The organism is Rhodococcus sp. PAE-6 (assembly GCF_025290685.1).
Taxonomy (GTDB): Bacteria; Actinomycetota; Actinomycetes; order Mycobacteriales; family Mycobacteriaceae; genus Rhodococcus; species Rhodococcus pyridinivorans.
The window spans coordinates 257,401-271,561 of sequence record NZ_JAOCLZ010000004.1; the positions used below are offsets into that span (position 1 = coordinate 257,401).

Sequence of the window (14,161 nt, forward strand, 5' to 3'; positions counted from 1 at the left end):
GGAAACAAATCGCCTCGGCGGGGCAGCGTTCCGGCAGGTCAATCCGGGTCGGCGAGGGTGGCCTGAACGCCGCCGACGAGATCGGTGCAGAGGTTGTAGATGAACGCACCGAGGGTCGCGAGAGCCGTCAGCAACACCGTGTTGGCGATGCCGATGATCGTCGCGTAGCCGAACACCTGGCCGGCCGAGACGAGCGCACCGCTACCGGCGTCGGAGACGATGTCGGTGAACGCACTGTTGAGGCGTTCCCATACCCCCATGCCGGCCAGCACGCCGTAGAGTAGGCCGACCGCGATCATCCACACGAAGAACAACGACACCGAGATCACCGACGAGATCTTCAGCATCGACCAGGGGTCGATACGGCGGATCTGCACGGTGGCCCGCAGCGGTCCGGCGGCGGGGATCGCCGTGGGCACCGCGGTGGTGGCGGGGGCGCTCACCTGCGGGGTCTCCCCCGTGCTCGGCGAACCGGTCGACGGATGCTTCACTGCGGACAGATCCGGCAGGTCCTTGGCGAGATCCTTGCGTTCGATGTGCCGTGTCGGGCCGTCGATTACCGCGGACTTCGCCTTCGCTGCAGCAGCCCGGTCGCGCGTCCCGCGCGCGGCGTCTCCGCCCCCGGCCGGGCCAGCTCCTCCGGCGGCATTGGGAGCCGCTGTGCCGGTCACGACGGGACGCGTCGACGGCTCCGGGCCTCCGGCCGCAGAGCCCTTGGCCGAGGCCCCAGCGGGGCGCTGAGGCGCTCCACCCTGCTTGGACAGACCCTGACCCACACCCGGAACGTTCGTCTGCGGAGCGTTCTGCGGGGAGCCCGACTGCGCCGACGCCGCTCCCCGCTGCCAGGGAGGGGTCGGGCCGCCGGAGCGGGGCATCTGGGCGGTGCGTTGCTGACCTGTGGCCGGCTGATCGGCCGCAGCCGATCCGTTCTTACCGTCCGCTGAGGCACCACCGGACTTCTGGGAGCCGCCCTGAGCAGGCGTGTCCTGCGCCGCCTTCGCCGTCGGCTCGGCGGCCTTCCTGCCTGCTGCCGGCTGCTGGTCGGCCGGACCCTGCACGGGTGCCGGGTCCGCTGCTCCCGCTGCGGGAGCGGACGAACCCTCCGCCGGTGCCCCAGGAGCCTGCGAAGGCTGGGCCGGTGACGACTGCGACGGCCGGTTCTCCGGCGCCGGTTTCTGCTCCGAGGCCGGGCCCTGCTGCGTGCCCTTGTTCTCGGGCTTCACCTCGTTCTCTGTACGGTCCTCCGGCTTCCGACCGGTTTGCCCGCGATCGGCCCCGTTCGGTCCCTGGGGAGTGCTCACTTACGACTCCTTAGCTCCGGCTGCGTCGGCTTCGTCCGGCTCGTCGGCGTTGCGCGCGATCGCGAGCAATGTATCGCCCTCGGCCAGGTTCATGAGCCGCACGCCCTTGGTCTGACGGCCTGCCTTGCGCACCTGCTTCGCCGCAGTGCGGATGACACCGCCGCTCGAGGTGATGGCGTACAACTCGTCGTCGTCCTCGACGATGCGCGCCCCGACCAGGTTGCCACGCTTGCGGTCGTACTGGATGGTCAGAACACCCTTACCGCCGCGACCTTGGACCGGGTAGTCCTCCATCGGGGTGCGCTTGGCGTAACCACCCGAGGTCGCGACCAGCAGGTACGTGCCCTCCTTGACGACGTTGAGCGAGAGCAGCTTGTCCTCGCCGTTGAACCGCATGCCCTGCACACCGGAGGTCGCGCGGCCCATCGGACGCAGCGCCTCGTCGGTGGCCGAGAAACGAATCGACTGGCCCTGCTGCGAGACGAGCAGCAGATCGTCCTCGGCGGAGCACAACACCGCGCCGACGAGCTCGTCGTCGCCGCGCAGGTTGATCGCGACGATGCCGCCCGAACGGTTGGAGTCGAAGTCCGACAGGCGCGACTTCTTGACCAGGCCGTTGCGGGTCGCGAGCACCAGGTACGGCGCATCCTCGTAGGTTTTGAGGCGGATGACGCCCTGGATGCGCTCGTCGGGCTGGAAGGCCAGGAGGTTCGCGACGTGCTGACCACGCGCCGTGCGATTCGCCTCGGGCAGCTCGTACGCCTTCGCGCGGTAGACGCGGCCCTTCGTCGTGAAGAACAGCAGCCAGTCGTGCGTGGACGTCACGAAGAAGTGCTTGACGATGTCGTCCTGCTTGAGCTCGGCACCCTTGACGCCCTTGCCGCCGCGCTTCTGCGAGCGGTACAGGTCGGTGCGCGTGCGCTTGGCGTAACCGGTCTCGGTGATGGTGACGACGACGTCCTCACGTGCGATGAGGTCCTCGTCGTTGACATCGCCGTCGGCCGCGACAAGCCGCGTGCGGCGCTCGTCGCCGTACTTGTCGACGATCTCCTTCAGCTCGTCGCGGACGATGGCGCGCTGCCGCTCCGGACGGGCCAGGATGTCCTTGTAGTCCTCGATCTCGCGCTCGATCTCGGCGAGGTCGTCGACGATCTTCTGACGCTCGAGAGCAGCCAGGCGACGCAGCTGCATCGCCAGGATGGCGTCGGCCTGGATCTCGTCGACCGTGAGCAGATCGATCAGGCCGGCGCGCGCGATGTCGACGGTCTGCGACGCGCGGATGAGCGCGATGACCTCGTCGAGCGCGTCGAGGGCCTTGACCAGGCCGCGCAAAATGTGGGCGCGTTCCTCGGCCTTGCGCAGCAGGTACCGCGTACGCCGGACGATGACCTCGATCTGGTGGTTGACGTACAACCGGATCATCTGGTCGAGGCGCAGCGTGCGCGGCACCCCGTCGACGATCGACAGCATGTTGCAGCCGAAACTCGTCTGCAGCTGCGTGTGCTTGTAGAGGTTGTTGAGAACCACCTTGGCCACCGCGTCGCGGCGGACAGTGACGACGATGCGCATGCCCACGCGGTCGGACGACTCGTCGTGGATGTCGGAGATGCCCGCGATCTTGCCGTCGCGGACCTGTTCGGCGATCGACGTGATGAGGTTGTCCGGGTTGACCATGTACGGCAGCTCGGTGATGACGATGCTGGTGCGGCCCTTGGAGTCCTCTTCGATCTCCACGACGCCGCGCATCTTCACCGATCCGCGACCGGTCGTGTAGGCATCGTGGATGCCCTGCGTGCCCGTGATCAGGCCGGCGGTCGGGAAGTCCGGTCCCTTGATCCGCTCCATGACCGCGGCGAGGGTGGTCTCCTCGTCGGCCTCGAAGTTGTCGAGCGCCCAGTAGATGGCCTCCGCAACCTCCCCGAGATTGTGCGGCGGGATGTTGGTGGCCATACCGACCGCGATACCGCCCGAACCGTTGATCAACAGGTTGGGGATACGGCTGGGGAGAACCGTCGGTTCCTGCGTGCGGCCGTCGTAGTTCGGCTGGAAATCGACCGTTTCGTGGTCGATCTCCCGCAGCATCTCCATCGCGAGCGGCGTGAGCCGGCACTCGGTGTACCGCATGGCGGCGGCGCCGTCGTTGCCGCGGGAACCGAAGTTGCCCTGGCCGTCGACGAGTGGATAGCGCATCGACCACGGCTGCGCCAGACGCACGAGCGTGTCGTAGATCGACGCGTCGCCGTGCGGGTGGTAGTTGCCCATGGTCTCGGCGACCGCGCGCGCCGACTTCACGTACCCGCGGTCGGGGCGGAAGCCGTTGTCGAACATCGCATAGAGCACGCGACGGTGCACCGGTTTGAGACCGTCACGCACGTCGGGCAGAGCACGGCCCACGATCACGCTCATCGCATAATCGATGTAACTGCTCTGCATCTCCTGCTGGATGTCGACGGGCTCGATGCGGTCGTGCCCCGGCCCCTCCGGAGGCAACGTGGTGTCGGTCATGAGCTCCTTCTTCTACTCGGCTCGCACGCCCGGCTCCGGCCTTCGGCCCGACGGACGTCTCGCAACCACACGAGTCTATAGGTGCAGGTCAGCCGATGCCGAGAAGGACAGGCACTTCACAGCCCGAGATCTGTCCGGAACCGAGTTCTCACATGTGGGATCCGGTGACCGGGTCGCGGTCCACCTGCCGTTCCGCCTCCGACGCCCACTGCCCGAGCCGGGCGTCGCGCACGGCGTCCTCCGGGTCGGAGGCGAGCAGCAGCGCGGTGATCGGCACGGCCAGGACGATGATGCCGAGGACGAACGCAGGGAACAGCAGCGACATCACGGTCATGCCTTCGGGCGCGGGCAGGCTCGGATCGAGGGTGACCCGCACGCCGGCCATGCCGGTGTAGTGCAGCGCCACGACCGCGCATCCCATGACGAAGGCCGCGACGACGCGGATCTCGAGACGACGCGTGCGGCGGGCCAGTGCGAGCGCGGCCGTGGAGGCGACGACACCGATGATCACCGAGGCGATCACGTACCCCGTCTCGTGTTCGATCGCGCCCCGGATGCGGATGGCGTACATGCCGCTGTAGTGCATCATGCTGACGGCGGCGCCCATGAGCAGACCGCCGATGAGCAACCGCACCGATTCGGGAATGCGGTGCTTGCTGACGTCGTGCACGTCGGCGATCCGCAGACCCAGGAGGGTCGCGACGACGGCGAGCACGACAGAGAAGACCGTCGGTGCCAGTTCGTATCGGATGGTCCTACCCGGCACGGAGAAGCCCATCATGCCGATGAAATGCATGAGCCAGATGCCCACGCCGCCGATGGACAACGACGCCATGAGGAGCCACCAGTTACCGCTGCGCCGCGGCTCTTCGAGCGACCGCCGGACACAGGACAATCCGACGAAGGAACCCATCACAGCGGTGGCGTAGGAGAGGAGGAAAACTCACATCCCCATGGAGAAGTGGTGTACGTCGTGCGACACGTGAGGTCCTCACAGCGGCGCGCTGTCACCACCGCGCTCGGAGGGCACGCGCCACGACCTACCCGATGCGGGCTGCACCCCGACTTTCAGCAGCGTAAGCGAGCTTATCGCGCTGTGGGTGTTCACATCACATCACCGTTTCACATGTCGCCCGTAAGGACGGGAGACCGTCTCGGGGCCGTCCCCACCGAGCCAGATCGCCATCTCCCGCTCCTGCTCGAGGTCCTGTGTGCTCGCCGATGCCATCAGAGCTACGACCGGCACCGCGAGCAGCGCGACACCGATGATGAATCCAGGGAACAGCAGGGTCATGATGGTCATCCCCTCCGGATTCGGAGCGGACGGATCGACGGTCACCGCGATCCCGGCCATGCCCGTGTAGTGCAGTGCCACCACGGCGCATCCCATGACGGCGGCGGCCGGGATCCGCACAGCCGGCCGTTCCGCGACCCGCGACAGCCACAACGCGACGATCGACGCGACGACACCGATCGCGACGGACGCCGCGACGTACGACCGTCCCTGCTCGAGTTCGCCCTGGATCCGCACCGCGGCCATGCCGCTGTAGTGCATGCCGGCGACCGCGAAGCCCATGATCACGCCGCCGACGAGAAGCCGGACATCCGACGGCAACCCACGGATCCACTGCACGTCGGTGTCGAGGATCCGCAATCCGACCAGCGTGGCCGTCACGGCGAGCGCGACCGACAGCAGCGTCAGTCCGAGGTCGTAACGGATCGCGGAACCGGGTACGTCGAAGCCCATCATCCCGATGAAGTGCATCAACCAGATTCCGACGCCCCCGATGGACAGGGCTGCCATGAGTGTCCATCGGGTCCGGGCGACCGACGTCCATGCGTTCGCAGCCTTGCGCGCGCAGGACAGACCGGCATAGCACCCCACTGCGGACGTGATGTAGGCGAGTGCGAAAAGCCAACCGCCCATGGAAAAATGGTGAACCTCGTGCGACATGTTGCCCCCCAGGAAGCGGCACGCACGGCACATCGATCCGTGTCGTGCCGAGTAGACCGACAGCGACCCCCGACGCTGCACAGAAGACTACTCCACTTCCGGGATTTCAACCAGATATGTTGACTTACAACATGTTCGGACGATATTCAGAAGGTCCGACCGTCGACGGGATCTACCGGGCCGTCGGCCGCCCACCGCTCGGATTCCTCTTCCAGTTCCGCCGCAAGACGATCCGGGGCCTGGAGCACCAGGACGATCGGAACGGCCAGCAGCAACAGGCCTACGACGAAGAGCGGGAAGAGAATGGAGAAGACCTCGATCCCACCGGAAACCACCACGGCGGGGTCGATCTCCACACGGACCGACGCGGCGGCGAGGAAGTGCACCGCGATCACGGCGACGCCGGCCAACGCACTGCTCAGCAGGCGCTTGGGCCACGTGTCCGCCGTCTTCACCTGGGCCAGGAAGCCCACGGCCGTCGCGATCGCCAGCCCCACCGCTGCGGCGACCCAGAGCGGATCGAAGGTCAGCGATCCCTGGATCCGCACCGCTGCGAGGACCGAGAACGGCGCGCCCGCAAGGCCGGCGCCCAGCACGAGAGCACCCGTGACCGTCCGGGCGAGGGTGGCGGGAGCGTTGTCCGGGATCGCGACGAGCAGCGCCACGTACACCGACACCAGCGCGACGAGCATCGAGAACACGATGGTGACGGTGTCGAACCGCACCACACTGTCCTCGACGTTGAAGCCCGCCATCGGAAGGAACATAGCGAGCCAGACACCGACGCCACCGCTCACCAGGGCAGCGAGAATCATCCAGTACGAACGCAATCGGTCGCTGGAGGTGGTACGGACCCGTCGAGCACCGGTGACCCCGATGAACACCCCGATCGCCGAGGTCAGATAGGCAAGGACCGTGACCCACGAGCCCATCGTGAAGAGTTCGAGGCCCTCCCCCATTACTGGGTCACCGGCTGGTGCAGCTTCCGCAGAGCGTATTCGGTGACGGTGACCAGGGCCTGCTTCGCCGACTCACGTGCTCGCGCATCGATCGACACGATCGGCACATCCGCCGAGATCGCCATCGCCTGACGGATGTCCTCGAGCGGGTACCGGGGAGCATCGTCGAATTCGTTGATGGCGACGATGAACGGGAGATTGCGCGCCTCGAAGAAGTCGACGGCGGCGAAGCTCTCATCCAGGCGACGCGTATCGATCAGCACAATCGCCCCGATGGCGCCGCGGATCAGGTCGTCCCACATGAACCAGAAGCGGTGCTGTCCGGGCGTGCCGAACAGGTAGAGGACGAGGTCGTCGGCCAGACTGATACGACCGAAGTCCATGGCGACCGTGGTGGTCGCCTTCTGCGGTGTCGCAGAGAGGTTGTCGACGCCGTCGCTGGCGTTCGTCACGAGCGCCTCGGTACGAAGCGGCACGATTTCCGACACCGTCCCGACCAGAGTCGTCTTACCGACGCCGAAGCCTCCGGCGATCACGATCTTGGTCGAGGTCACGCGCTTCGTGGCGTTAGAGTTCGCGAAGTCCACTGAGGACCCTTTCAATCAGCTCACGACGCTCCGCGTCGCTCGAATCGTCTTTCAGCGTGGCCAGGATCTGTACGTGTCCGGCTTCGACGAGATCGGCGACGAGCACGCGTGCCACGCCGATCGGCACCCCCACGCGCGCGGCGATCTCCGCGACGGACGGTGATTCCTTGCACAGCTCCAGGATCGTGGCATTGATGTTGTCCAGATCCCGGGACCGATCGTCGGTTCCCGGAATGGCCTGGATGAGCGCCTCCAACGCCAGTTCGACCGCAGGACTCGTACGTCCCGAAGTCAGGGAGTAGGGCCGGACCAGACTGGGCTGATCCGGCACGGACTCCGGCTTCCGCGATTCCATGGCCACCTCGACGTCAGGACCCTAGACCGACCCGCGGGGTGGCTTCGACCGAAGCACCCACTCGATCGACCAAGAGCGCCATCTCGTAACCGACCTGTCCGATGTCGCACTCGGAGGCGGTCAGAGCCGCCAGGTGCGAGCCGTCGCCGACGCTCATCAGCAGCAAGTAGCCGTGCTGCATCTCCACGACGGACTGCAGCACACCCCCACCGTCGAACAGCTGCGACACACCGTTGGACAGGCTGGCCAGGCCCGAGGTCACCGCAGCGAGCTGCTCGGCACGATCCACCGGGAGGTGGGCGCTGGCGGCCATGAGCAGACCGTCGGCGGACACGAGCACGGCATGCGAGACACCCGGGACTTCGCGCGCGAAGTTGGAAACCAACCAGTCCAATGGACGAGCTGCGTCGGATCCATGATCAATATTCATCGAACTCCCTGTTCGTCGTTCTCGCGATTGCTGGAATTCGCCGAGGCGCGTCCGTTGCGGACACCCTGCTGATGGCGGCTCAAGTTGGCCCGGATGGCTTCCGGGTCTCGACGTCGAATGGTCCTCGGCAGCTCACCCGTTGCCGGTGCCCGAACAGCACCCGGCACCAGACGCTCGCCGGGAGCGCGCCGCGGAAGACCCGCGGTGGTGTGCTCCTCCACGGGGGACTCGGTAGCACGCTGTGCGGCTTCCCAACCCGCGTCCGCCGCGGAGCGCCACTCCCGCTTCCTGCGATCCTCCGGAAGGCTCGTCGGGTCGACGAGCCAGTCCGACATCATCGTGGTGAAGATCGGGGTGTTCGCCGGCTGCGGACGGGCCGACGCGAGGTCGGACCGCGGCTGGAAGAACGATGCGGTCTTCGCCGAGTTGGTCCGGTAGCGATGGCGGGCCGCCTGCTGCGCGTCGCTGTGCGGCGAGACGGAGCCACCGTCGGCGATGCTCGGGCCGGAGACCGCTGCGGCCGAATCGGGTTCGGAAGCGTTGGTCGACGCAGCGGGTTGCTGCGGAAGCCCCGGCGTGCTGCCCGGCTGACGACGCGGCAGACCGGGCGTGCTTCCCGGACGACGCTGCGGGAAACCCGTCGAGGGTTCCTGCTGCCGACGGTCCGCATCCTGCTCGGGGGCGCGCTGTGCGTCCGGCGCGGGGGCGCGCTGTGCGTCCGGCGCGGGGGCGCGCTGTGGCAGGTCGGGACGGTTCGGTGTGTCCGAGCGACCCGCGGCGTCGCCACCTGCGAGCGGTCCCGCCGACGGCTGTTGCTGCGGCCGGTTCTGCGGGACGGACGGGGACGATCCGGAAGCCCGTCCCGGCAGGCCGGGAGTCGTGCCCGGCCGACGCTGCGGAAGACCGGGGGACGCGGGTCGCTGCTGCGGGGCGGGTGCACGATGCGCCGAACCCTGCTGGGGCTCACGGACCGGCAAGGACTGCGACTGCGACTGCGACTGCTGGGAGTCCGTCGGCGACAGGCCCGGTGTGGCACCGGGACGACGCTGCGGAAGACCCGAAAGCCCTTCCCGGCGAGACCGATCGGCGTCGGGTCGTGGCCCGGCACCGTTGCGGCCGTCGCCGTTGCGGCCGTCGAGCGGGTGACCGTTGGTCTCGTCCGGCCCGCGACGAGGACCGCGCGGAGGCAGCGACGACGCGAAGGCTGCTGCGGCGTCCGGCTCGATCCGGCGCGGCTGCGGCGACCGGGGTGGAGTCGGGAGACCAGGCGTCTCGCCCGGCTGACGCGTGGGCAGACCCGGAGTTCCACCCGGGCGACGCTGCGGAAGACCCGACGGGCCGAACTCGCGGGATGCCGGCGGTGCCTGATTGTCGCGCTGCGGCTCGTCGCGTCGCTCGTCGTCGTAGGACGGCTCCGCATCCCATGCGGCGGAAGCGCTCTCGTCGACATCGGCGGCGTAACCGTTGTTCGCGTAGCCGTTGCCGTAGGCATCGTCGGACTCGTCCGCACGGACATCGTCGGCGGAGTCGAGCGACTGCGAGGACGCGTACTCGTGCCGGTCGTCGGCCGCGGGCAGACCCTGCGGGGCGACGGGCGCCGAGAGCGCCTGCGGTGCCGAGTACTCCTCCGCTTCGATCTCGATGCGCGGCTGGGGACCGGTGTGCGACAACGCCAACGGGGAGACCAGCAGGACGTCCGGGATGTGGACGCTCGCGGTGATACCCGGGTTGCGCGCGGTGTCGAAGGTCGGGCGCAGGCGCACGGTGAGACCGTGCCGCTCGGCCAGTCGCGAGACCACGAACAGACCCATGTGGCGTGCGGTGTCGGGACCGACCTCGCCGCCCTTGGCGAGACGCTGGTTGATGGACTCGAGTTCGTCGGCCGGGATACCGATACCGCGGTCGGCGATCTCGACGAGCAGGCCACCGTCGACGGCTCGCGCGAAGCTGAAGGTGACGTTGCTGTCGGGCGGCGACGCGCGCAGCGAGTTGTCGACCAGCTCGGCGAGCAGATGCACGATGTCGGTCGCGACCGCGCCGCTGAGGGCACCGTCGGGAGTCGAACCGATCTGCACGCGCTGGTAGTCTTCGACCTCCGACATCGCGGCGCGCAGGATGTCGCCGAGCTGCACGGGCGCGGAGTGACCGCGGCGCGTGCGGGTACCGGAGAGAATCAGCAGGTTGTCGCCGTTCCGGCGCATACGCGCGGCGAGGTGGTCGAGGCGGAACAGGCTCTCGAGTCGGGCCGGATCCTTCTCCTCGTACTCGAGTCGTTCGATGAGGCCGAGCTGCTGCTCGACGAGCGACTTGGAGCGACGTGCGAGTGTCTCGAACATGTCGCTGATCTGCAGGCGGAGGTGTGCCTGCTCGCCGGCGAGACGCAGTGCCTGCCCGTGCATGTCGTCGACGGCGCGGGCGAGCTGACCGATCTCCTCGGTGGTGTGCACCGGGACTCGGGTGAACTCGATATCCTCGATGTTGTCGCCGACCTTGATGCGGTCGATGGCCTCGGGCAGCTCCTGCCGCGCGACCTTCAGCGTGCCGTAACGCAGGCGGCGGATCGGGCCGACCAGTGAGCGGGACACGAGCAATGCGAGCACGAGGGCTGCGAGCAGGGCTGCGAGCACGATCGCGGTGTCGCGGAGAGCGGCCGAGCGGGTTTCCGCGGCGCGGTCCTGAATCGTGGTGCTGACCTGCGACGACGCTTCGTCGATGATGGTGCCGTAGATGTCGACACTGTCGAGCAGCGACGCGCGGATGTCGAGGATCGGGAGCGGACCGGAACCGGCCGCGTCGACCATGTCGGCACGTTCCTGGACGCCGGCCCGCAGTTCGGCGATCTGCTGATCGGCCATCAGGTAGGAGCGGGCGAGCAGGTCGAGCATCGCGAGCTCGGCGCCGGAGGCGGACACCAGCGCGGTGCCCGGCTGGGTCGGGTCGTCCATCAGCTGGAGCAGACCGAGAACCTGACCGAAGAGGTAGCGCTGCGAGTACCACGCGTTGATCAGCTGGTCGCCGTAGCCGATGATCTCGCGATCGTCGACCTCGCCGAGGATGGCCTCGACGACACGGTTGAGGCTGTCGCGCACCTCGTTGGTGACGGCACCGATCTCCTCGATCGGCACCGGACCCGCCTGAATCTTCGTGTAGAGCGACTGGGCCGTGGCGGCGGTGCGGCTGAGGTCGGCGGTCACGGCGGGATCGAGCTCGGGGTTCTCCGTGATCGCGGCGATCATGCCGAAAGCGTCACCGAGAGCCGCCATTTCCTCGGGGGTCGCCGTTCCGACCGCGGCATCCGCGGTGGCGGTGGCGAACGCCGTCGAGAAATCCACGATGTCCGGCACGGCTGCGACCTGATCGGCTGCGGACGAGAAGTGGACGGCGTTGCTGAGCTCGTTCTCGACCCGAAGACCACCGAGGACCATTGCCACAGTCACGGGGACAGCGAGAACGGCGGTGACCTTCCTGCGAAGACCCCACCCCTCGATGTTCCACCACCGCTGCTGGGGCGGCGACTTGTCACTCATGGATCACAGCTCTCCTTCCACCCCGTCCGCGCCGGGCGACGAACACCAGTCGGCACTGCACTCCGTTGAGCGCGTTTTCGATCGAGTGCAGTCGAACGAGACGTTTCGGGTGAGGGCACCATATCGGGACATACAGCGGATACGGAAGAGTGAGTTCTTCCCGTACCCCGCGCTGCCCCAGCCCCCTCGTCGGCAGCCACACGTACAGATGGCCGATAGAAGTGTACTCACGAGTAACGAAGAAGGCTAACGGCCCTGCCCACTTCCGGGCGCACGACATGCGAATCCCCGCCATGATGTACGACACAGCGGGGATTCGCATGCAGTTCTCCGGCGCTGCCGGCCGTGATCAGACGTCGAGGAAGCGGACATCCTTCGCGTTACGGGTGATGAAGCTCCGTCGTGCCGCGACGTCCTCACCCATCAGAACGCTGAACAGCTCGTCGGCGGCAGCGGCGTCGTCAAGGGTCACCTGACGCAGGACGCGGACGCTCGGATCCATGGTGGTCTCCCACAGCTCTTTGGCGTTCATTTCACCGAGGCCCTTGTAGCGCTGGATGCCGTCGTCCTTGTTGATCCTCTTGCCGGCCTTCAGACCCGCCTCGAGCAGGGCGTCGCGCTCGCGGTCGGAGTACGCGAACTCCGGCTCGCTGCGCTGCCACTTGAGCTTGTACAGCGGCGGCTGCGCCAGGAAGACGTGGCCTTCCTCGACCAGCGGCCGCATGAAGCGGAAGAGCAGCGTGAGCAGCAGCGTCGCGATGTGCTGACCGTCGACGTCGGCGTCGGCCATCAGGACGATCTTGTGGTACCGCAGCTTCGAGATGTCGAATTCCTCGTGGATGCCGGTACCGAACGCCGTGATGATCGACTGGACCTCGGCGTTCTTGAGGACCTTGTCGATCCGGGCCTTCTCGACGTTGATGATCTTGCCGCGCAGCGGAAGGATCGCCTGGTACATCGAGTCGCGACCCGACTTGGCGGAGCCACCCGCGGAGTCGCCCTCCACGATGTAGATCTCACACTTGCTCGGGTCCTTCGACCGGCAGTCGGCGAGCTTGCCGGGCAGACCACCGATGTCGGTCGCGCTCTTGCGGCGGACGAGCTCGCGCGCCTTACGAGCGGCGACACGCGCGTGCGCCGACGACACGGCCTTGGTGACGATCGTCTTCGCGTCGGCCGGGTTGGCCTCGAACCAGTGCGAGATGTGCTCGTTGCACGCCTTCTGCACGAAGGACTTCACCTCGGTGTTGCCGAGCTTGGTCTTCGTCTGGCCCTCGAACTGCGGCTCAGCGACCTTGACGGAGATGATCGCCGCGAGACCCTCACGGATGTCGTCACCCGTGAGGTTCGGGTCCTTGTCCTTGAGGAGTTTCTTGTCCTTCGCGTAGCGGTTGACGACCGTGGTCAGCGCCGCACGGAAGCCTTCCTCGTGCGTACCGCCCTCGTGGGTGTTGATGGTGTTGGCGAAGGTGTGGACGGACTCGGAGTAACCCGAGTTCCACTGCATCGCGACCTCGAGTTCGTGGCCGGTGCCCTTGGCGGTGAACCCGACGACGGAGTTGTGGATCGGCGACTTCGTGCGGTTGATGTGGCGCACGTAGTCCTCGAGACCACCCGGGTAGTGGTAGGTGCGGACCTTGAGCTTGTGCACCTCGGGCTCGGTTGCCTCGACGGCCTGGTCCTCGGCGGTCTTCGGCGCCTCGGCGGTCTCCGGGACGTCCTCGTCGGTGACCTCTTCGGGAGCGACCCGCTCGTCGGTGAGAGTGATGGTCAGTCCCTTGTTGAGGAACGCCATCTCCTGCAGGCGACGCGCGACGGTCTCGAAGTTGAACGTCGTGGTCTCGAAGATCTCCGGGTCCGGCCAGAAGCGGACGGTGGTACCGGTCTGCTTGGTGGCCTCACCGCGGACGAGCTCGCCCGGCTTCGAGGCGGTGTACGTCTGCTCCCAGTGGTAGCCGTCGTTGTCGATCTCGACCTCGAGGGTTGTGGACAGGGCGTTCACCACGGAGATACCGACACCGTGCAGACCGCCGGAGACGGCGTAGGCATCGGAGTCGAACTTGCCACCCGCGTGGAGCTGGGTGAGGACGACCTCGACGGTGGGCACACCGGAGGCGTGCATACCGACGGGGATACCGCGACCGTCGTCGACGACCTGGACACCGCCGTCGGCGAGGAGGGTGACCTCCACCTTCGACGCGTAACCGGCCATGGCCTCGTCGACGGAGTTGTCGACGACCTCCCAGATCAGGTGGTGCAGGCCACGCTCTCCGGTGGAACCGATGTACATACCGGGGCGCTTGCGCACCGCCTCGAGACCCTCGAGGACGGTGATGGACGACGCACCGTACTCACTCTTGTTGTTGTTCGACTTCTGGGCAGCCACGGGTGGGTAGCTCTCCTTCTCCGATCGGCCCCGCGCACGCGCGCGACGCATTCCTGTCCATCCTACGTGCCCGTGAGCCTTGCGCCGGGGCGGACACGAAAGCGGGCGTTCCGTACCGCTGACGTCCCCGTAGCGGCCTCTTCGCGACCCGGACAAC

Annotated in this window: 10 protein-coding genes; all 10 read right to left on the bottom strand. The window is 67.3% G+C overall.

What is annotated here, in order from left to right; translation table 11 throughout:
• Nucleotides 1–38: 38 nt before the first annotated feature.
• Complete coding sequence (locus tag NVV99_RS11895; RefSeq protein ID WP_024102550.1) at nucleotides 39–1,301, bottom strand: DUF3566 domain-containing protein; 1,263 nt, start codon at nucleotides 1,299–1,301, stop codon at nucleotides 39–41.
• Nucleotides 1,302–3,806 (bottom strand): DNA gyrase subunit A, encoded by a 2,505-nt coding sequence (gyrA, locus tag NVV99_RS11900; protein ID WP_024102549.1) that lies wholly within the window; start codon nucleotides 3,804–3,806, stop codon nucleotides 1,302–1,304.
• A 148-nt stretch (nucleotides 3,807–3,954) separates the two neighbouring features.
• Nucleotides 3,955–4,719, bottom strand: a complete 765-nt coding sequence (locus NVV99_RS11905) for an MHYT domain-containing protein (RefSeq protein WP_242411667.1) — start codon at nucleotides 4,717–4,719, stop codon at nucleotides 3,955–3,957.
• Nucleotides 4,720–4,920: 201 nt separating this feature from the next.
• A complete protein-coding gene (locus NVV99_RS11910; protein WP_006550921.1) occupies nucleotides 4,921–5,733 on the bottom strand; it encodes an MHYT domain-containing protein in 813 nt (270 codons plus the stop codon).
• A gap of 173 nt (nucleotides 5,734–5,906) precedes the next feature.
• Nucleotides 5,907–6,719 (bottom strand): MHYT domain-containing protein, encoded by an 813-nt coding sequence (locus tag NVV99_RS11915; RefSeq protein WP_006550920.1) that lies wholly within the window; start codon nucleotides 6,717–6,719, stop codon nucleotides 5,907–5,909.
• Nucleotides 6,719–7,273 carry an ATP/GTP-binding protein gene (locus tag NVV99_RS11920; RefSeq protein ID WP_024102547.1) on the bottom strand — a complete coding sequence of 185 codons (555 nt, stop codon included), beginning with the start codon at nucleotides 7,271–7,273 and terminating at the stop codon, nucleotides 6,719–6,721. The genes NVV99_RS11915 and NVV99_RS11920 overlap by 1 nt, the downstream gene beginning before the upstream one ends.
• A gap of 13 nt (nucleotides 7,274–7,286) precedes the next feature.
• Nucleotides 7,287–7,661, bottom strand: coding sequence for a DUF742 domain-containing protein (locus tag NVV99_RS11925; RefSeq protein ID WP_006550918.1), 375 nt, complete (start codon nucleotides 7,659–7,661; stop codon nucleotides 7,287–7,289).
• Nucleotides 7,662–7,674: 13 nt separating this feature from the next.
• Nucleotides 7,675–8,091: a roadblock/LC7 domain-containing protein gene (locus tag NVV99_RS11930; RefSeq protein WP_006550917.1), complete on the bottom strand. Its 417-nt coding sequence runs from the start codon at nucleotides 8,089–8,091 to the stop codon at nucleotides 7,675–7,677.
• Nucleotides 8,088–11,618: an ATP-binding protein gene (locus NVV99_RS11935; protein ID WP_024102546.1), complete on the bottom strand. Its 3,531-nt coding sequence runs from the start codon at nucleotides 11,616–11,618 to the stop codon at nucleotides 8,088–8,090. Before NVV99_RS11935 ends, NVV99_RS11930 begins: the two co-directional genes overlap by 4 nt.
• 349 nt (nucleotides 11,619–11,967) lie before the next feature.
• The gene (gene gyrB, locus NVV99_RS11940; protein WP_024102545.1) at nucleotides 11,968–14,004 is read right to left on the bottom strand and encodes a DNA topoisomerase (ATP-hydrolyzing) subunit B; all 2,037 of its coding nucleotides are present in this window, start codon (nucleotides 14,002–14,004) and stop codon (nucleotides 11,968–11,970) included.
• Between the last annotated feature and the right edge of the window lie 157 nt (nucleotides 14,005–14,161).